This window comes from Psychrobacter sp. Choline-02u-9 (assembly GCF_002836505.1).
Taxonomy (GTDB): Bacteria; Pseudomonadota; Gammaproteobacteria; order Pseudomonadales; family Moraxellaceae; genus Psychrobacter.
On the sequence record NZ_PJBF01000059.1, the window covers coordinates 254554 to 275856 of the forward strand.

Annotated in this window: 15 protein-coding genes, 1 other RNA gene and 1 pseudogene; 6 read left to right on the forward strand and 11 right to left on the reverse strand. The window is 43.4% G+C overall.

Annotation, left to right across the window (positions count from 1 at the left end; translation table 11 throughout):
• Positions 1-107: 107 nt before the first annotated feature.
• From CXF69_RS12420 to CXF69_RS12440, 5 genes and pseudogenes are all read right to left on the reverse strand, one after another.
• On the reverse strand, positions 108-482 hold the full coding sequence (locus CXF69_RS12420) for a HopJ type III effector protein (RefSeq protein ID WP_101206121.1): 375 nt from the start codon (positions 480-482) through the stop codon (positions 108-110).
• 179 nt (positions 483-661) lie between these two features.
• Positions 662-829 (reverse strand): annotated as a pseudogene (csrA, locus tag CXF69_RS12425) (carbon storage regulator CsrA); the annotation flags it as partial.
• 430 nt (positions 830-1259) lie between these two features.
• On the reverse strand, positions 1260-2546 hold the full coding sequence (locus CXF69_RS12430; protein ID WP_057759246.1) for an aspartate kinase: 1287 nt from the start codon (positions 2544-2546) through the stop codon (positions 1260-1262).
• A gap of 352 nt (positions 2547-2898) precedes the next feature.
• Positions 2899-5571 (reverse strand): alanine--tRNA ligase, encoded by a 2673-nt coding sequence (gene alaS / locus CXF69_RS12435; RefSeq protein ID WP_101206120.1) that lies wholly within the window; start codon positions 5569-5571, stop codon positions 2899-2901.
• A gap of 154 nt (positions 5572-5725) precedes the next feature.
• Positions 5726-7477 carry a DUF389 domain-containing protein gene (locus CXF69_RS12440; RefSeq protein WP_101206119.1) on the reverse strand — a complete coding sequence of 584 codons (1752 nt, stop codon included), beginning with the start codon at positions 7475-7477 and terminating at the stop codon, positions 5726-5728.
• A gap of 275 nt (positions 7478-7752) precedes the next feature.
• On the opposite strand from CXF69_RS12440, the gene CXF69_RS12445 reads away from it, so the two are divergent.
• A complete protein-coding gene (locus CXF69_RS12445; protein WP_101206118.1) occupies positions 7753-7965 on the forward strand; it encodes a hypothetical protein in 213 nt (70 codons plus the stop codon).
• 155 nt (positions 7966-8120) lie between these two features.
• Here CXF69_RS12445 and CXF69_RS12450 read toward each other — a convergent pair whose 3' ends face one another.
• Entirely contained in the window at positions 8121-9524 is a 1404-nt protein-coding gene (locus CXF69_RS12450; protein WP_227522972.1) for a L,D-transpeptidase family protein, read from the reverse strand.
• A gap of 340 nt (positions 9525-9864) precedes the next feature.
• Here CXF69_RS12450 and prmB point away from each other — a divergent pair, with 340 nt between their 5' ends.
• Together prmB and aroC are read left to right on the forward strand one after the other, a co-directional pair.
• Positions 9865-11037 carry a 50S ribosomal protein L3 N(5)-glutamine methyltransferase gene (gene prmB / locus CXF69_RS12455; protein ID WP_101206117.1) on the forward strand — a complete coding sequence of 391 codons (1173 nt, stop codon included), beginning with the start codon at positions 9865-9867 and terminating at the stop codon, positions 11035-11037.
• 145 nt (positions 11038-11182) lie between these two features.
• Positions 11183-12286 (forward strand): chorismate synthase, encoded by a 1104-nt coding sequence (gene aroC / locus CXF69_RS12460; RefSeq protein WP_101206116.1) that lies wholly within the window; start codon positions 11183-11185, stop codon positions 12284-12286.
• Between the two features lie 134 nt (positions 12287-12420).
• Here the strand turns inward: aroC and CXF69_RS12465 are convergent, their stop codons facing one another.
• The 4 genes from CXF69_RS12465 to CXF69_RS12480 form a co-directional block, all read right to left on the reverse strand.
• On the reverse strand, positions 12421-12621 hold the full coding sequence (locus tag CXF69_RS12465) for a hypothetical protein (RefSeq protein WP_101206115.1): 201 nt from the start codon (positions 12619-12621) through the stop codon (positions 12421-12423).
• Positions 12622-12856: 235 nt separating this feature from the next.
• Positions 12857-14650 carry a two-component system sensor histidine kinase CreC gene (gene creC / locus CXF69_RS12470; protein ID WP_101206114.1) on the reverse strand — a complete coding sequence of 598 codons (1794 nt, stop codon included), beginning with the start codon at positions 14648-14650 and terminating at the stop codon, positions 12857-12859.
• A 16-nt stretch (positions 14651-14666) separates the two neighbouring features.
• The gene (locus CXF69_RS12475; RefSeq protein WP_101206113.1) at positions 14667-15446 is read right to left on the reverse strand and encodes a response regulator; all 780 of its coding nucleotides are present in this window, start codon (positions 15444-15446) and stop codon (positions 14667-14669) included.
• Positions 15447-15677: 231 nt separating this feature from the next.
• Entirely contained in the window at positions 15678-17042 is a 1365-nt protein-coding gene (locus CXF69_RS12480; protein WP_102078832.1) for a glycerophosphodiester phosphodiesterase family protein, read from the reverse strand.
• 430 nt (positions 17043-17472) lie between these two features.
• On the opposite strand from CXF69_RS12480, the gene CXF69_RS12485 reads away from it, so the two are divergent.
• From CXF69_RS12485 to CXF69_RS12495, 3 genes are all read left to right on the forward strand, one after another.
• Positions 17473-18144, forward strand: coding sequence for an alpha/beta hydrolase (locus tag CXF69_RS12485; RefSeq protein WP_101206111.1), 672 nt, complete (start codon positions 17473-17475; stop codon positions 18142-18144).
• A gap of 85 nt (positions 18145-18229) precedes the next feature.
• Positions 18230-18588, forward strand: a transfer-messenger RNA (tmRNA) gene (gene ssrA, locus CXF69_RS12490).
• 292 nt (positions 18589-18880) lie between these two features.
• Positions 18881-20509: a long-chain-fatty-acid--CoA ligase gene (locus CXF69_RS12495; protein ID WP_101206087.1), complete on the forward strand. Its 1629-nt coding sequence runs from the start codon at positions 18881-18883 to the stop codon at positions 20507-20509.
• 570 nt (positions 20510-21079) lie between these two features.
• On the opposite strand, the gene CXF69_RS12500 is transcribed toward CXF69_RS12495, so the two are convergent.
• A partial coding sequence (locus tag CXF69_RS12500) for a transposase (RefSeq protein ID WP_145990571.1) occupies positions 21080-21303 on the reverse strand: 224 nt, incomplete at its 5' end.

A 21303-nucleotide genomic window follows, 5' to 3' on the forward strand; every position in this document is an offset into this window, starting at 1 on the left:
TAGTTGTTATAAAAACAATTATCATAAAAAAGCCACGCTATATAGCGTGGCTTTTTTTACTTTACCAATAATTAAATTATCAGAAATAGCTTAATCACTATAAATGATTAAATAGCAGTCGTATCGACACTAGGACGAACCGTTAGCGGATTCTTTTGCATCAAGAATCCTTGCCAGCCCCAATGTAAAAAATTACGGATATTGGCATGATCGGTACCGTTAGGCGTTGCTTGAACCTTGGTATAATGTTCGCCAAATAGCTTAAGCGTGTCCAATTGGTTCAGGCCATGGTGCTTAGCAAAACCAAAAATCTTTGCGCTACCTTCGTTCTCACCGGCTGCATTATGTACCATCCCATTCACAAAAGGGGCAGGCGCATAGCGATAAAAATCATCGATAAAGCTGATGACATCATTGAATCCAATGGCTTTTTTGTTCAAACCATTAAGTAATGCCGATACATCTGATTGGCGGATACTCATAAATAAATGACCTCAGAGCAGATTAAAAAAACAATATAATATTTATGTGTGCTCAATGATGATAGTAGCCGTTGAGCGTTCAGCATTATAATTTAGCTAGCTTAGCGATTAAAGTAATCTTCATCATCAAACGAAGGCGAAAAGTTGCCTTGCTCAAGATGCTGCATTTGCGACTGTACAGAACGCTCATGCTGAATACGTTGATAAATCTCTTCGCGGTGTACTGCAATATCTTTAGGTGCGTTTACACCGATACGTACTTGATTGCCTTTGACGCCTAGAACCGTCACACTTACTTCGTCGCCAATCATTAGCGTTTCGCCCACGCGGCGTGTCAAAATTAACATGCGTCACACTCCTTATGTCGCATCAACAAATTATTACTCATCAGATTACTTCTCAATTGCAGAGCATCACCGCAGCACCAAACACGCAATATAACCATTATCACGATGCTCGATATCGTGCCAATAGCGGTAATGATAGGTAGATTCATTTAGCCCAAATGAAAGCCCCATTATAGGCGGCATAACAGATACTGTCACGGTTTTTCACAAAACTATTAGGTAAATGCTCATTTCAACTATGCTAAAAAATAAAAATAGGACCTAAAAAGATCCTATTTTATTTAAGTACTGTTTTTATTTAGATACTATTAATTCAAACGCTATTAATTTAAATACTGTTTATCTACATACTATATAAAGTATAAAGTCATTAATAGCGGTTAATAGATAACCATTAAAGCTAATGCTATATTTTAACAGTTTTTATGTCTTATAGCCCAGCGATTTTGCTTTCGCCGTCTTCACGATCTAGGCCAAATGCCGTGTGCAATGACTTAACGGCTTTTTCTAGGTGTTGATCCTGAATCAGAACCGACACTTTGATTTCGCTAGTTGAAATCATTTGGATATTGATGTTGTTTTCAGCCAGTGTTTGGAACATAAGGCTAGCGACACCTGCGTGTGAACGCATGCCAACACCAACCAATGATACTTTGACGACTTCACTGTTGCCTAATATTTCTTTGGCGCCAATTTCATCTTTTACTTCTTCGTTAAGCACTTTTAGCGTCTTATCTAAATCAGTGCGGTTAACTGTGAAAGTAAAGTCAGTAGTACCGTTATCCGAAAGGTTTTGTACAATCATATCGATTTCGATATTGGCACGACCAATTGGGCTTAAGATAGCAGAGGCGATACCAGGATGGTCAGGCACGCCGCGTACTAAGATTTTTGCTTCGTCTCTGTTGAACGCGATACCTGAGATGATTGCCTGTTCCATATTGTCTCCTTCGTCTATCGTTATTAGGGTACCCACGTTGTCTTGAAACTCTTGGTCAAAGCTACCGTCTGTGTTTTCATCAAAGCTAGAGAGTACACGTAGCGGCACGCCATATTTACCAGCGAATTCTACTGAGCGAATTTGTAGAATCTTAGAGCCAAGACTTGCCATTTCAAGCATTTCTTCAAATGTAATTTTTTCAAGCTTTTTGGCTTTTGAGGTCACACGAGGGTCAGTGGTATAGACGCCATCGACATCGGTATAAATTTGACACTCGTCAGCGCCCAAGGCAGCAGCAATCGCCACACCTGTGGTATCAGAACCGCCGCGCCCTAATGTGGTCGCGTTGCCTTCTTCGTCGATACCTTGGAAACCTGCCACAATAACGATATTGCCAGCATCTAATTGCTCACGTATGTTTTTGTCATCGATGCTTTCGATACGGGCTTTGTTATGGGCGTTGTCGGTTTTAATCGCGACTTGGCGACCAGTCATTGAACGGGCACCAATACCAAGCTCTTTAATGGCCATAGCGAGGAGTGAGATAGAAACCTGCTCACCTGTTGAGACCATCTGATCGTATTCGCGAGGATCAGGCTGTGTGCTAATTTGGCGAGCTAGATCAATCAAACGGTTGGTTTCGCCGCTCATGGCTGAGACCACGACGACCACTTGATGACCATTGTCATGCCAGCGTTTGACTCGTTTGGCGACGTTTTTGATGCGGTCGATACTGCCCATCGAGGTGCCGCCGTATTTCTGTACTATTAACGCCATAAAAATCTACCTATTTATTCAATAATGACTTTTTATTGTCATTGATGAGAGTCAATGTGATGCTCGTCAATGCTTGTATAGATAAAGCCAGATGATAAGAGTTATGCCTTTAGGTCTTTCATTCTTCTAATGGTATCTATCAACCTTATGGAATGAACAATATGCCCAAACGTTGACCTTTATACCATATCTACCGCATAACTTTAAGCCTCAGGAGCGCTTAGATGTATGGCGATTGGTTATAGTAGTTATAACCAATCACGTATTCTATGTGTAATAGAGTAAAGCTATGCGATAAATATAAAGTACATTGTGACGCGCTATACCAATATATTCACGAGTTTAGTATTCGCTAGCTTAGCTGGGTTTCAATCCAAGCAGGTAGAGCGCTGATAACCGCTGTACTGTTGCCAGACTTCGGTGCGCCGCCTTGTGCGTAGTCAGGCTTACCGCCACCTTTACCACCAAGCTCACCTGCCAAATGACGAATAATATCGCCAGCTTTCACTTTGGCAGTGACAGGTTTTGCGACGCTCGCTGCGAGTGCTAACTGGTCATCTTTATCACCAATCAATACAATTACGCTATCAGGCAGTTTTGATTTGATATCGTCCATCAGCGTACGGATGGATTTACCATCGATACCGCTTAAGGTGCTGATAAGAACTGGCGTACCTGCGATCGTTTGTACATCATCAAGCAAATTGGCTGCTTGAGCACTGGCGATTTTTTGCTGCAAGCGCTCTAGTTGTTTTTCTAGGTCACGTTGCTTATCAGCCATCGTACGGACACGCTGCGCCACTTCAGGACGTTTTACTTTCAGCTGACTTGCCAATTCGCTCAGTTGTTGCTCGCTTTGCTGGATGTTTTTGACCGCATTCATGCCAGTAACAGCTTCAACTCGGCGGATACCAGCCGCAATACCAGACTCACTGGTGATTTTTAGCACACCGATATCGCCCGTACGCTGTACGTGCAAGCCACCACATAGCTCGATAGAGAAAGGTTTGCGCTGACCATCGACGATACGGTCTGTACCCATGGTTAGTACTCGAACATCACTGCCGTACTTTTCGCCAAACAGTGCCATAGCGCCTTGATTCATCGCTTCATCAATCGACATGTGCTCGATACGGGCAGGGGTGTTGGCTTGAATTTGCTCATTAACGAGACGTTCGACACGCATGATTTCAGCGGCGCTAACAGGTTTGTCATAAGCAAAGTCAAAACGTAGTACTTCGCTTGAGACTAGTGAGCCTTTTTGCGTGACCGCATCGCCTAGCACTTCTCTTAGCGCTGCGTGCAATAGGTGAGTGGCCGAGTGGTTTTTGGCGCTGGCTGCACGAATGCTAGACAGTACTTGCGCTTCAGCGGTTTGCTTAGTGCTGATATCACCCATGGTCACGACACCATAATGGATAATCGCCTGACCAGATTTTTTGGTATCTTGCACTTCAAAGACGCCAGATGCCGTACGGATTTCACCAAGCTCACCAACTTGACCACCACCTTCAGCATAAAATGGGGTGCGATCTAATACCACAACGCCTTCCATGCCTTCTGTTAAGCTGTCTGCTGGGTTGCCGTCTTGATAAAGCGCGTCAATAGTCACGCCGTCTTCTTCAAGCTGCTCATAGCCGATAAATGTCGTTGGCGTTTCTACTTGGATAACGCTGCTGTAATCGACGTCAAACTTGCCAGCATCACGTGCACGCTCGCGTTGTGCCTGCATATGCTCATCAAATTCTGCTTCATCAATAGCAATACCACGCTCACGAGTGATATCGGCGGTCAAGTCAAGTGGGAAACCATAGGTATCATAAAGCTTAAATGCCGCTTCGCCAGATAGCGTATCACCATCTTGTAAGCCTTCAAGTTCGCTGGCAAGCAAACGTAAGCCTTGGGCCAATGTTTTAGCAAACTGTGCTTCTTCTTTTTGAATAGCATTTTCGATGACGCTCTGCTTGTCTTTTAGCTCAGGATAGGCACTGCCCATTTCAGCCACAAGCGGCGCAACCATTTTATAGAAGAACTCGCTATCAGCGCCAAGCTTGTTGCCATGACGTACCGCACGACGAATGACACGGCGCAATACATAGCCGCGACCTTCATTACTTGGCGTGACACCATCAGCAACCAAAAATGCTACCGCACGAATATGGTCGGCGATGACTTTTAATGATGATTGTTGCTCGTTGCTGATCTCTAAGATGTCAGCTGCTGCATCCATCAAATGGACAAATAAATCGATCTCGTAGTTGCCATGAACGCCTTGCATAATGGCACTAATACGCTCAAGACCCATGCCTGTATCGACGCTAGGTGCTGGCAGTGGTAACAGCGTGCCGTCTTTTTGACGATTGAACTGCATGAATACGCAGTTCCAAATCTCAATATAGCGATCGCCGTCTTCTTCTGGCGTACCTGGCAAACCGCCTTCGATATCGGCACCATGGTCATAAAAGACCTCGGTGCAAGGGCCACAAGGACCAGTGTCACCCATCGTCCAAAAGTTATCAGAAGCGTAAGGAGCCCCTTTGTTATCACCAATACGAATGATGCGCTCACTTGGAATGCCGATGTTTTTATTCCAAATCTCAAAGGCTTCGTCGTCAGTTTCATAAATAGTCACATAGAGACGATCTTTATCAATCGCTAACCACTTATCTGAGGTCAAAAACTCCCAGATATACTCGATGCCTGCTTGCTTGAAATAATCACCAAATGAGAAATTACCAAGCATTTCAAAGAAAGTATGGTGACGGGCGGTATAGCCGACATTATCCAAATCATTATGTTTGCCGCCAGCACGTACGCACTTTTGCGAGGTTACCGCACGTGTATAGTCACGTGGTTCCATACCCAAAAAGGTTTCTTTAAACTGATTCATACCAGCATTGGTAAATAGCAATGTCGGATCATTGTGTGGAATTAAGCTAGACGATGAAACTTGGGTGTGCTGCTTGCTTATGAAAAAATCGATAAAGGCTTGGCGAATATCGGCTGAGCGAAATGGCTGGCTCACAGCGGCTCCTTACTGACGGATAGAATTGAGTAAATGACATAAAATAATTTTGCAAGCGATTTTAGCACAAACGCCCAAGCTCTTGGTACAAGAGTTATAACTACTAGGTTATTATACGTATGCTAGTCATTGCCTAATTTGTAGCGTATGCAGACTAATTAGTCAAAATTGCCGCATCCGTTTCATCTAATTTGTCTTGCGTCGTTGGGTTGGACTCGATTACTTGCACAGGCAGATAACGTAGTTGAAGCTTGATTGGCAAGTACTCTGGGAAATTCTCTGCCATATCATTAGTAATGAGTGTCTCAATCTGGCGAACATCGTATGAGCTTGGTAATGTCTCTCCACGTACGATTGCCCGCACCACTTGGTTTTCTTCTGAGGTATCAAACTGTGTATTGGTCAATACATTGCCTTGATCGATAAAGTAGTTGTTGATCGCTTCTTTGACACTACTCTCAAATACTTGCTGCTTGGCATTGGTCTGTAGATTGATGGTCAAATAGGCACCTAAGCCGCCAAGTAGTAATAAAGTCACCGCGTTACGCTGCAAAAAAGTCAGATAGGTATTCGATTTATAGTCGTCATCGACCAAACGACGAAACCCTAAGACCCATAAGACAAGCGCATTGGTAAACTGGATAGCAAGGATGTTAGTCGCTGCCAATAATAGCGCACCAAGCCCAAGCTGCATCTCGCCATTGGCGAGCAAGATACCACTAGCTGCCAGTGGTGGTACCAAGGCTGTGGCAACCGCAACGCCAACAACAGCAACCGAGAGATGCGGAGATACCATCGCATACGCACCAGCCGTGCCGCCAGCTAAGGCAATCATTAAATCCATGGAAGTAGGCTGGGTACGTGATAGGATTTCTGCCGTTAGCGGTTGGTCTTTATGTAGCCAACCAACGATAAAGCCGACCAATACCACCAATGAGACACCGATGATGACGGTAAAGAGCGACTTACGTAGCAATGGCATACGGTGATCGATAATCGCTAGCGCTATGCCCGTGATAGGGCCTAGCATCATCGCAACCAACATCGCTCCGATGACTACGGCTGCTGAATTAGTTACTAGCCCATAACTGGCAATGATGGCAGACAAAATGTTCATGATGAAGTACATCTTGCTAGGCAGGGCGTTCGCCTCAATTCTAACCCGTACTTCTGGGTAATCTACTTTTTGATTGCTGAATTGCTCGGCGACAAACTGCTTATAAGATTCAAGCTTGGCTTCTTTTTCCTCTTGAACCTCATCCTCGTCACTTTCACCTTGAGACTTTTGAGCGTCGCTGTCTTCTACATCGGTGTCTTTACTTTGACTTTTATCTTCTGAGTTATTCTCTTGATTGTCATCATCGCGACTAGATTCATTTTTTGTCTTTTGTTGATTGGCTGTTTTGTTATCTGATGACTGTGCTGCGATGTTTGTGTCATCAGCAGGGTCATCGGCAGTGTCGTCTTCTGCTTCTACCGTTACTTCAGCACCACTATCATCTCGAGCACTTTTTTCTGTTGTTTCTGCCGTATCCGACTGGAAGAAATCGGACTTTTCTTTCGCTTCTATAGTTTCTGACTCTGCAATCTCAGACGCTTCAGTATTTGACTGTGACTCAGGTTCTGTCGATTCCAATGTTGCTACGACCACATCGTCACTGATGGTTTCCATGGTTATCTCAGCGTCAGGTGGCTGCGCACATTCAGTGTCTACTTCGGAGTCTGTTTTGCTATCTGTATCAGTCGATTGCTTGTGTTGATTGTCTTCGCTTTCATCATTGTCTACAGCGGCATCATCAACTACTGGGTCAATTGTCGCGTCTTGATTGTGAGAGGCGTCAGTAGCGATTGATGAATCGTTTTGATCCACTGAGTTAGGCGCAGTGTTTTTTTCAGATGAGGACATAGCAGATAGCGTTCTTAGTAGATAAAGAAAGTCATTATTGTAATGATAAATAGATAAAGATATAGGAGATTCTTGAAAATATAAAAAAGAGTTGAGAGAAGGTGGGGGTAAGAACTGATGTTTCTTATGATTAAGTCTAAAACCTTAATAATAGCATGGTTTTTATTCAAAAGTCATTCAATATAGATGCTACAAGGGTTCACGGTAAATACTTACTTTTTTTGTGGAATTGAGGTTAAATATATTATATCCACAATAAAGATAAGGAATAACTTATGAACTGGCCATTATTTTCTGTCATATACTCAATGACAGCCACCGTGACTATTGGGCTTTTTATGATCGGAGCTCTCGTTACAGGGTTCGATGAGATATTTCATATTCAAATAGCGGTGGGATTGGGTTTTTTGGCTTCAATACCTGCAGGGTTATTCTTTACCAAAAAAATTGGCAGTATTACTGGCAATGAGGAAGGCTATAAGACATAAAGGCGAACAGTAAGACACAAAGACAAGCAGTGTTATCGATGTGAAGTGGAACCGCCCATCAACAAACAAAAAAAGACCTCAATATTGAGGTCTTTTTTGTCATCATTAAAAATATTTGCTAACTAGCATCGAAGCTAGATTTAATACAGTTCTATTTATTGAAGTTCGACAACCGCGCCATTTTCGATATTGGCATATACTTCTAACACATCCCAGTTGGTCAAACGAACACAACCTGCTGAGCCCTGACGACTGATACCTTCAGGTACTGGTGAGCCATGTAAACCGTAAGAAGGCTTAGATAATCCCATCCAAACGACACCGACTGGGTTGTTTGGTCCTGGTGCTATCATATGAACTTTCTTTTGAGCGCCTTCACCAACGGTTGATTTATACCAAGGCATTTTTACTTTATTGATAATTTTGAACGTGCCTTTTGGAGACGGTGTGGCATCGCTACCAACGGTCGTCGGATAAGTAGCAACCAATTTGTCACCATTATAGGCATACAGCGTTTTGTCGGCTTTGTTGGCGACAACGCGATTGATACGTTGGTTCAGCTTGTCGCGAGTATTTAGTACTGTGATAGTCTCGCCAACAGCATACTTTTTGTTTTTGTTAAGTTTATCTAAGTAACGTACATCCATATGGAAACGTTCACCTAGCATCTCTTTGATATCTTGATAATAAAGACCTTTCATTTTTGACTTCGCTTCTGAACCAGAAGGCGTGGTCGCAAAATTGGTATTGATATCGTCTGCGGTCAACGTATAAGTGACCAGTACAGGTTTGTTTGCAGGGATATTTTTAACCAAGGCGTCCCAAGTTTTTTGATCCATTTTACCAGTCGCTGGCAAGCCTTTCATCGTTTGGAAGTTAACAAGGGCTTTTTTGCTGTTCATGCCCCAACCGCCATCGATAGGACCAGGAGAAGCATGGTTCCAATCGAGCAGCGCCTGCATTTTAATCGTCATCGCTGAGTTGACTTTCATATTAGGTGACCAAACAGCACCGTTCACTTGCTTGGCATAGTTCGACAAGTTCAGCGTTGTATGTTTCTTACCATCTTTGTCTTCGATGTTTTTGATGGTCGGATCATCGCTAAAGTCTTGACGCTTCTCACTCTCTGGTAACTCAAAAGCGAGTGGATCAGACGAGTCGATAGATGATAGGTCGCTAGGCGCCGCGACGGCTTGACCTTCACTAATGTCATCATTGCGGTCAGCTTGCTCATCTTTACGCGTCAGTTCTGCTGCACTCATATTGTCAGCAGCTGGGGCTGGCACGTTTTGGTTGGCTTCTTGCTTATTATTGATAAGCTGGTTCATGCTGTCGACTGGTTTCGCTTTCTCTGTATTTAACTGTACAGTATCAGCGCCATCTGAGCGACTACGGTTCTCTTGCACATTCAGGCTAACCTTTTTGGCAAGACCTGGCATAGCGTCAGCCGTGCGTACTGGCAATGTGCGAGTACTATCGGCAGGTGCAGCAAGTGCGGCTACACTGGCGCTTACAGCTGCGATAGATATGGCAGTAATAATTGGCTTTATTTTCATCATATTGAGTCACTTGTGGTTGCTACTAATGCGGCTATTATGCGCATAATTTGATTGCATCGCAAACTTTTGACACATCTTTTTGCATTTAAGACTTGCCAAACGTCAACTGCTGACGTATTCGCTACAGTTGGGTAATAATTTAACCAAGGTGTGTATGGCGTCGTGCTCGATTCTTACGCAAACTGTCCATTATTCGCACTATTTTTTGTGCAAGTAAAAATGACAGTTATTGGCGCTACTAGAGGTTTACGTCTATAATGTATGACTGAATTTTATTTAATATAACGATTTTTAGCAAAAAGCAATTTAACCCGCTAGCAGTTAATCCACAAGGTGCGATATGTCAGAAGACCAAACAATGAGTGCAGAAGAGTTTCAAAACCAATACTTCAATGATGAGTCTGAGGGCTTAGACGGTGAGATGGAGTATGATTTAGAGACTGGACTTCTTGGTGAGCACGATGAATTTGCTAACTTACATGCAGAGCTAAACGAAGCACGTGAGCAGCTTGTCAGTATTCGCGACTTTATTCGTTTTTCAGTCACGCAGCTGCGTAACTACGACGTCGTTGTTGCACAAGGTACGACCGATGAGTTTGCAGAAGCGTCAGCCATTGTCTTGCACTCTTTGTCTCTCGATTGGTCTGCTAATGAGCAGATTTTAGACTGTCGTCTGACCACGTCTGAAAAACAGTTGGTACTAGGACTATTAGAAGAGCGTATCGCTGAACGTAAGCCACTCAGTTATTTAATTAACTTGTCATACTTCTGCGACCTGCCTTTTTATGTCGATGAGCGTGTTCTTATCCCGCGTTCACCGATTGCAGAGTTGATTCGTCAGCAGTTCCATCCGTACTTTGAAGTTACTGAATTGGCCAAACCACTGGGTGTCAGTCCGAACGAAAAGTCAGCGGTATTTTATGACCATGGCTTGGATGTGAAGCAATTGTCGCAGCCTGAGCGTATCTTGGACTTGTGTACTGGCTCTGGTTGTATCGCAATCGCGCTTGCTACCCGTTTCGTTGATGCGTTGGTCGATGCCGTTGATATCGATAAAGGCGCATTAGAAGTGGCAATGGTCAATGTCGATCATCATGATCTTGGCCATCAAGTGAACGTAATCGAGTCTGACTTGTTTGCCAAGATACCTGCTGAGAACCAGTATGAGCTTATCGTCACCAATCCACCGTATGTGGACGCCGCTATCATGGCAGATTTGCCGCCTGAGTTCTTATATGAGCCGGAGCATGCACTAGCAGCTGGTCAAGATGGTTTGGATTTGGTACATCGTATTTTATTTGAAGCGCCAGACTATCTGAGCCCAGATGGGTTGCTGATCTGCGAAGTGGGTGACAGCGAATGGGCACTAAAACAAGCCTATCCTGAAATCCAGTTTGATTGGTTGAAGTTTGCACATGGCGGTCATGGTGTCTTTGCGATTACCTACGATGAGCTAGTCTCAAATCGTCAATTGTTTGCCTCTTATGTTCAGCTATTAGATAGCCTTCAATAGACAGATATTAGGTTAAATAGACGTCGGCTTCATGAGCCGAAACTATAAGCAACAACTACAATCACTCATTATAAGCAACACAAGCAATAACCATGAGTGATTGGTCAAATAGTCATCAGTAGCGTTTACTTGTTTAAGGACAGTTATGGCAGGCAATAGTATTGGGCAGGTTTTTACGGTCACCACTTGCGGTGAGTCGCATGGGGCAGGCCTTATGGCCATCGTTGATGGCGTACCACCAGGTTTAGCATTATCTGCAGAAGATCTACAAGTAGATTTGGATCGTCGCAAACCGGGTACGTCTAAGTATTCAACCCAGCGCCGTGAGTCTGATGAAGTTGAGATTATCTCTGGCGTATTTGAAGGCAAAACCACAGGTACGTCTATCGGTTTATTGATTCGCAATACCAATCAAAAATCTAAAGACTATAGCGATATCAAAGATACTTTCCGTCCTGGACACGCTGACTATACTTATAGTATGAAATATGGCTTCCGTGACTATCGTGGTGGTGGTCGCTCGTCAGCGCGTGAAACGGCCATGCGAGTGGCGGCTGGTGCTATCGCCAAGAAATATTTGCAAGAACGGCTGGGCGTACAAATTCGTGGTCATGTTACCCAAATCGGCAATGAGCATAGTAATGTCTTAGACCCAAGCCAAATTGACTGGGAGTTTGTAAATAGCAATCCGTTCTTTTGTGCAGACAAAGAAGCGATTGGCCGTTTTGAGACCTTGATTGATAACTTGCGCCGTGAAGGTACTAGCTGTGGCGCGCGCCTTGATATCATTGCGAGCGGTGTGCCAGTAGGCTTAGGCGAGCCAGTATTTGATCGTTTAGATGCTGATATCGCTCATGCGATGATGAGTATCAATGCGGTTAAAGGGGTCGAGATTGGCGATGGGATGGCGGTGGCAGGTCAATTCGGACATAGCGCTCGTGATGAGCTTACGCCAGATGGGTTTGCAGCCAACCATGCTGGCGGTGTCTTGGGCGGTATCTCATCAGGTCAAGATATCCGTGTGAGTATTGCTTTAAAACCAACCTCTAGTATCACGACTGCTGGCAAGAGCATCAACACTCAAGGTGAAGCAGTCGATATGCTGACTAAGGGTCGTCATGATCCTTGCGTTGGTGTGCGTGCTACGCCCATTGCCGAAGCGATGCTAGCGATTGTAGTGCTTGATCATTACCTGCGTCACCGTGGTCAAAACGCCGATGTGAAGCCGCCAGTACAATCGATTACTTAGTATTTTTGTCGTAGAGTAATTAGCCCTTTATTGTTTCCAGTGATTTGTTACTAGAAATAATAAAGGGCTTTTTTATATCCAAATAAAATACAGGTGTTACTTAAATATAATTAACGAGTTGAGCAAGCAAGATATTAGGCTACTAGTTGATATTCATCGATAGCTACGCACTGCTGATGTCGAAATACCAACAATAATCGCTGACTAGGAATCGCTAGCCAATGACCAAACTCAATACTATCGAAGCCTTCGCTTGATAAGGTTTGTGCACAGTGATGACGGCTAAGTCCGATTAGGTTATTTATAATAGGGTTATCAGTAAATTGATGTGACATAGATTTTTTACTCCTAATTTACTTTACGAATTTGACGGTTCAACAGACCATATTGCTATCGTAAAACAATGAAGTAGAAATCCTGTGTAGTCATGATGGAAAGTTGATGAACTATTATATAGTCACTCCACTATAAAAGTATTACAGCGTTAACCTCGCTTGAAGTATCACATATACATCTGCACTCGGTTGCCTTGTACTACCCTTAAATTGAATCGACTATAAATTATTACTCTCAAGCTAAGGGCAGGGTAATACTAACCATCACGCCAGAACGTTGGTCTTTACCAGTATCAGTGTTATCAGGGCTAATTTTATTATCGTTGGCATGAACATTATTAATGGCTACCTGACCACCATGATGTTCAATCACTTGCTTTACTAAGGTGAGTCCAAGGCCCGTGCCTTTCTTGAGCATATTACTACTATAGTCAGTCTGCCTTGGCTCAGTCGTTGGATCTGTCGACTCTGTATATAGATTATTGCTATCTGTGTGATTCGTTGTTTGTTCCGTTGCTTGAGATGATGGTTGGCTTTGATGAGATAAGCTAAAGTAACGCTCAAAGGCTTTTGCGACAGCATATTCGGGTAGCAGCTTACCATCATTGAATATATCGATAGTGATGGTTCGAGCAGTGCTATGCAATGAAATCTCAACGGTACGCTTTGCAAAGTGTATCGCATTATCAAGCACGTTTTGCAGTACCTGTATTAACCAAAACTGGTCAGCATACACACTAGTCGCGGCCAATACTTCTACTGGCAAGTTTGCAGTATTGTTCACATTCTTATTATCAATATATATATCAATAGGGTATAGATTCTGCTGTTGCTGCTTGGCCGTATTATCTCTGATCAAACTTTGCAAAAGCGGTAATAGGGGAGTCAGTTGTCGGTTGAGCTTAAAGGTAGGCTGTTCTACTTTAGCGAGCAACAGAAGTCGGTCGATGAGCTGTTGCATTTTTACGCTTTGCTCACCAACCGTCTCAATGAGCATCTGACGATCTTCATTATCCAGTTTATTGCCATCTAGTCCATCGTCCTCTAACAGCTCGCTACTGGCACGTATGGCGGTTAGAGGGCTTTTTAGCTCATGGGTCAAAGTATGGACATAATCAGTGACGTAAGCACGGTTTTCGAGTCGATGCTTCATGGTCTCGATAGTATCTGTCAGGCTATTTAATTCATGACCCAGATAAAAATAGGGCTTTTTGGTGTCTTCTGCCAATGCACTGGTATATTGAGTCACTAAGGTAATGCTCTGCTTGAGCCACCATGCCACTAGACCTGCCAGTATAAGGGCGGCGATACTGATAAGTAGTGCGGTGATAAGCATACGGTTACGTGTGTCATCTAAATAAGGCAATACGCTAGCGACAGGCTTACCGACACTGACTACGCCGATGATATCTCCAGACGGATTTTTGATGGGCTGAGCCACATACATGACCGAACCATCGCGCCGCTGATAATCTCGCAGCGTGCTTCTTGCGCCGTATTGTCCTTTTAACGTGAGATAGACATCGTTCCAGCGTCCATAGTTCTGCCCTTCATTATTATCAGGTTTGGGCAGGGAGTCATAAATGACTATGCCGCTATTGTCTGTCACATATACACGAAAGCTACTGTAGCTTTTGGTTTGATCGACAGGACTGAGCGTTTCGCCCATCGCTGGCATACCGACAAATGCAGCATCAAGTTGCGCTTGATACTCCTCATGATATAATTGTCCTGTAGATAACGGTACTTGTAAACTGGCCGCGAGTAATTTACTGGTGTCTAGTAGCGTGTCTTCGATGACTTGCTGCGCGGTTGGCTTGACGTAGCCAAACAACTGAGTAAACACGACCACGCCGCATATGACGAGCACCAACGCAACGGCTAGCCAAATTCTAAAAAATATACTTAAATTGAGTAGCCGTTTGCGTTTGGGAGCTTGCTGAGCAGTACCAATAGGATGCAGTTTGGCATACCAATTACTTTGGTCATTATGAATATCATTCTCAGCAGGATTGGTTTTATTATTCATAAACTAGCAGCCACTGTTAAGCGGGACATAGTGCGTAACCCAGTCCGCGATGCGTATGGATGACATCGACATTAGCATCTACCATAGCGAGCTGTTTACGAATCGACTTGATATGGCTGTCTATCGTGCGTGCTAGGCGATGATCGGGATAGTCGCTTACTGCATTAAGCAACTGCTCACGGCTAAAAACTTGCTGCGGCGCTTGTAATAGTGTCAGCAAAATTTTGCGTTCTGTATTACTAAGCTCAAGCTTTTGCTCTTGCCACGTTAATGAATAGTTCAGTGGTTGATAATGCCAAACGCCAGATTGGTTCTCAAACGTTAATGCTTGTCCTGAAAGATTGTTCGAGGAAGTATTATCCGTACTGTTATCTGAGTTTATAGTATGAGAGCCTGACTGTTGAATCAGTTGTTCACGTCGCCAAATGGCTTTTAAACGAGCAACCAACTCACGTGGACTAAAGGGTTTGGCGCAATAGTCGTCACCACCCATCTCCAATCCCAAAATCCGATCGATCTCATCGCTACGCGCGGTCAAAAACACGATAGGCAAATCTTTTAAGGCGTCGATATCAGGTGTATGACGTATTTGTTGACATAGGCTCAAGCCGTCACCATCTGGCAGACCGACATCCATAATGATCGCCGATAGATCTCGTGCTTCATAACTATGCAGCATGGGCAACACGCTACTGGCATTATCCAACCAAGTTATCTGCCAGCCTTCGCGCTTACAGGTAACCTTAAGCGACATCGCGATCGCAGGATCATCTTCTACCAGTAAAATGTGGGTCATAGTCTCTACATCGTCTTATAGGCTTAGTAAATTATCGTAGCACAAAACAGCAGACTGCTCTTGCTGCCACGAGTTAAATGGTGTGAAAAGTTAATGGAAAAGTAGGGTACTCAGTAGATAGTGTGCGATGTAATTAGTTTAATGCATTTAAAAAAAGGCCAGCTCAATAAATAAGCTGGCCCTGGTAACGAAGATTAAGCGTAATTATCTATTAATAGACTAAGCGAAAACCTATTTAAGACCTTTGCAGTTGGCATAGTAGCTCACTGTAGCGGGCCAATCTGAAAAAATGCCTTGGACACCGACGTCTTGCGCTAGTACGTCAATATAATTCATCATATCACCATCATTGTTGATAGCATCACCAAGACCGCTATAGTACCAGTCGCCACCATCCGTTAATGGCCCTGAACGCTCTATCGACCAGGTAATGATTTTTAGACCATTGGCTTTGGCTTGTTTTGCGTATTCTGATGGTTGCATATTTCCCTTACCGTCAGTAGTGACTAATAACCAAAGGGCTGGTGCAATGGTGTTGATGCCGCGTGCTTTGATATCAGCCAGTGAGTGCTTCCATGTGCTTGCGTCATTTTTATCAAATGTTTTACCCTTAGCGGTCTCGTTGCTGTCATCAATAAGATAGACGGCATTAGCCCCATAAGCTGGCTCGTTTTTGATCCAGTAATCAAGATCTTCTATATTGAATGACTGGGCAAATACATCGCTTGCAGGCACATCCGCTGCCTTATAAGTATCTATCAGCTGTTGACGGTAATCGTCCAAACGATAGCCGTTAAACGGCATGGTCACTACAGGTGCTTTTAGCTCAGGCGTGTGCTTCATACCCAGCTTGCGAGCCAACGCGATATGCTCTTTCAAGGTTAACACTTTGCCGTTTTGCGAGTATAAGTCCGTTCGCCAAGGCGCGGTTGCATTCATATATTCACTAATACTGGTTGCTTTTTTATTGGCAGCATCCATCTTACCCGTCAAGGTTTTAAACTCAGTAACGCTAATATCTGAGGTACGGCATTCGATACTATCGGCATTGGTAAGTTTGCCTTTAGCGTCCAATATGGGCGGTACGGTACATTGGTTAGCCAACGGTGTGGTTAGAATATTAGTAGTGGTGTGTAAATCATTTTGGGCATGACGACAGACAAGCTCACCGTCATTGGTAAAAGCGACATCACATTCCAAGATGCCAGCACCCATTTGTGCTGACGCCACGTAGCTATCATAAGTATGTTCAGGCAGCTGTAATGGCGCACCTCGATGCGCAATAGAGAAGTCTGTCTTACTTGGTAGTTGCCCTCTACATGCCTGTAGCTCTTCTTTTAATGGTCCTTCATCCATATCATTTATCAAATAAAACGGACGCACTCCATAGGTATATGCGACAGGTGAGGGCGATTGTGGCTGTGATTGCACTGTCGATAAAGGGGCTTTTGATGTGAGCGTTGATCGGCTATCGGTAGTGCAGCCTACTATCAATAATGAGCTGATCAGCGTTAAAGGTAAGGCGATATTAATCTTATTAACCTTAGCCAGCGTGTGCTTACTCAGCTCAAGCGCTGATTTATTAGAAATTGTCATGTAAAATGTTCCTGCAAAATTATAAAAAAATCCCATCGGACGTATGGATAGGAATTGAAAAATTAACGTTTGACTATTGGTTGCTACTTGCCAAAAGAAGCTAAGTGTCGTGCATTCTTGTAAAAGCTTAGTTTTGTAAGAGCTTAGCCTTGTAAGAACTTAGCATTAATGCGGATACAATTGTAGGCACATGTACTAAAAAATAGACAGCTGACAGTATTTAAGCTTGATAGTATTGAGCTTATCGGTCGTAAAATCATACGTGTCTTCTTATACTGTTCACATTTTTGCTATTGTCCGTTTAGTACCTCACTATTGACCATACTCTCAAACTAACAGATGATATTGACCATATAATGACACACACATTATCTTGGCAAAAAATATAGAAATGCTTAAGGCATATCTCACTACATTATTAAGGATAACTATGAGTAACTATTTAGACGCAGTCGTCGTTGAGCACAATCCCTCTCAAAAAAAGATAGATCGCGCAGTGATTTGGCTACATGGCTTAGGTGCTAGCGGTCATGATTTTGAGCCAGTTGTACCGCAGCTTGGCTTGGCTAATGATATGGCAGTACGTTTTATCTTCCCACATGCACCTAAACGCCCAGTCACAGTAAATGGTGGCATGGTGATGCCAGCATGGTACGACATCATAGAGATGAGTCTGGAGCGTAAAGTAGATGTGGCTCAAATTGAAGAGTCTGCTCAGCAGATACAAGATTTGATCAGTCGTGAGATAGAGCGCGGCGTGTTACCAGAGCATATCGTCATCGCAGGGTTTTCGCAGGGCGGGGCAGTTGCGTATCATGTGGCACTTGGCTATCCAAAACGTTTGGCTGGCTTGATGACGCTCTCTACCTACTTAGCAACCAATGACAATATTGAGTATAGTGCTGCCAATAAAGACATGCCGATTTTGATTGAACATGGTTCACATGATCCAGTCGTGCCTGTCATCCTAGGTGAGCAAGCCCAGCAGTTATTGTCGGCAAAGGATTACAATGTGTCCTACAATACTTATCCAATGGCGCATCAGGTCTGTATGCCGCAGATCCAAAATATCGGTAAATGGTTAAACACTGTTTTAGCATAGCCCATTAAGCTGTAACGTAATGTAATGCAGGCTACTTATAGGTTGAAACCTAACCGATATCTCCTATATAATAGTCAGTCTTATTGGGGATGTTCTGGCTTCGACGCTGGTGATGAAACTCAATGATGCATGTCGAGAGTGTATGTCCTCTCGTTAATCAAACATATATTGTTATAGTCGCAAACGACGAAACTTACGCTCTAGCAGCTTAAACCCTGCTTACTTGGTTGCTGATCACCTACAGTTGGTTAACTAAGTTGAAGCGTCCGCATGTAGGCTCGCCACAAGTGATTGTCTCAATTGCTTGGGTTCAAAAGTAGAGAATCGTCCAATCCATCCTGACTGTCGGATCGGTGCGGATTAAAACTAAAGACAGAAACTAAACATGTAGATTCATGAGCGTAATGCTGGCGGACGCGGGTTCAACTCCCGCCATCTCCACCAAACATTAAAAATCCGATCACTTAGGTGGTCGGATTTTTTTTGTCTAAATTTTACGGTTAATTAAAGAAACAATGATACCAATAAACTTTTGATGAGAAAGTAAAAACTATTTATATAGAGTAATCATCAAGTCTTTGAAATTGAATTACAATTTTTCGTTGCCTATGGAGAACATAATATTAGCTTGTCTTAAAGAATAATTCTGATTATTCTTAGTTGAGGCCTATTCTTCGCATCAGGCAATGCAGTAGCAAGAATAAGCGGACTTTCAAATAACTACAGGGAGTGTATTATGTTAGGAAAAATGATGTATCAGCCATTGCTGATCAGTGGTCTAATCGAACACGCTGCCCGTTATCATGGTGATACGGCGGTTTTGTCCAAAGAAGTCGATGGACAGATGACTCATACCAATTGGCGTACTGTCTCAGATAACTCAAAACGATTGGCCAATGCGTTGGCTACACTGGGACTTAAATCATCAGAACGCATAGCAACTTTGGCTTGGAATAATCGTCGGCACTTAGAAGCTTGGTATGCCATTTCAGGTAGTGGCATGGTTTGCCATACTATCAATCCACGTTTGTTCCCTGAGCAGCTTAGCTACATTATCAATGACGCTGATGATCGAGTACTGTTTTTTGATACTACTTTCCTACCGTTAATTATGGCAATCAAAGAGCATATCAAAGGTGTTGAACACTTCATTTGTCTAAGTGATCGAGATGATAGTATCGTAGAGAAACTGCCTAATGTACTGTTCTTTGATGAGCTATTAGCAGAAAACTCGACTGACTTTGACTGGCCTCAATTCGATGAAGCAACAGCCAGCTCTTTATGCTACACCTCAGGAACTACCGGTAATCCTAAAGGTATTTTATATACTCATCGCTCTTCTGTGCTGCATGCGATGGCATTGTGCATGCCTGATGTCTCCGCGCTCTCTGCACAAGACGTTTTGTTACCCGTAGTACCGATGTTCCATGTCAATGCGTGGGGCACACCTTATGCAGCTGCCCTGACTGGTTGCTCTCTCATACTTCCTGGTCCAAATCTCGATGGTGACAGCCTAGTATCTTTCATTGATGATTGTCATGTTACGGTTGCTCTAGGGGTTCCAACAATCTGGCAAAGCCTATTAACCGCTGCCAAAGCCAGAGGTAGTAAGCTTGATAGCATGACGCGTACTATCGTCGGAGGAGCCGCATGCCCACCATCAGTAATCAAAACGTTCAGAGAAGACTTTAACTGCGATGCGGTGCATGGTTGGGGCATGACAGAAACCAGCCCACTTGGAACGATGAATCAAATAAAAGCCAAGCATAAATCGCTGAGTAAAGATGAGATTAATGAGTTGCGTAACTCTCAAGGTCGTCCACCCTACGGCGTTCAGCTACGTCTCATAGATACTGACGAGCCGCTACAGCGAGTTGAAGAAGATGGTATGTCTCAAGGTCGTTTACAGATCAAAGGGCATTGGATCATCAACGATTATTACACAGAAAATCCTGATGCGATAACTGAAGATGGTTGGTTCGACACAGGTGATATTGCAACTATTGATGCCGATGGCTATATGAATATTCGGGATCGCTCAAAAGATTTGATTAAATCTGGTGGAGAGTGGATATCGTCAGTAGAGCTAGAGAACATCGCAGTCGCCCATCCGCAGATAAGAATGGCAGCCGCTATTGCTGCAAAGCATAAAAAATGGAGCGAGCGTCCAGTATTGATTGTAGTGAAAGAACCAGATTCAGAAATCGATGAGTCGCAAGTGCTAAGCTTTTACGAAGGTAAAATCGCCAGCTGGCAAATACCCGATAAAGTCATCTTTGTAGATAACATCGTGCTGAATGGCGCTGGCAAAATGGTCAAAAAAGACCTGCGTGATGATTATGGCAACGTGTTATTAGATAGCTGATTTGGCTATTAAGAGCATAAATTGACAATGCTACTTGCAAAACCAAGTGTGTAATCTAGATAGGTTTCTTTAAGAATAGTGGTATAGGTGAGTAGGGCGTTTGAGATGCTCGTCATCTATATCACTTATCATGATTATTATTTCAAACGAGCACTGAGAGATTAATGTACATCAGATGCACAGATTGAGATAGATAGAGCAGGACAGTATAGAACGTCAGATACAACAAAGCCCCTGATATCAGGGGCTTTAGCTGTTCTATAAGATAGTATAGGACTATGTAATGGTACCCGGAGCCGGAACGGTTAATTGTTGTTAAGTGTTTGATGTATATAGATAAATATTTAAATATATATTTTAGTACACTTGTGAGTATACTTTAGATTTGTTTTTCAGTTTTATAATTTAATAGTAACTAAATATTATCGCTTGACTAGTTTTTAGTATAACAGAAGCTATAAACGTAATCTGGAAAGGCAGAAGCCGTTGCTAGACTTACAACAAGTGTGAGGTTAACCTGAAGCATCGTCCTTATCTACGAGACCATCCCAGATTCTGTGTAACTGCCATTTAGATTAAATGCTTACTAATACGATCATCAAACATAATCATAAAGCGATTAAGAGCAGACGTCCAGTTACGGATCGGCATTGACCACTTTTTGGATGCCTGCTGGGTGGCTAAGTACACCACCTTGAATGCCGCCTGATCAGACGGGAACACCTTACGCTTATTCACCGCCGTTCGAATCACACTGTTTAGCGACTCTATCGCATTGGTGGTATAAATCACTT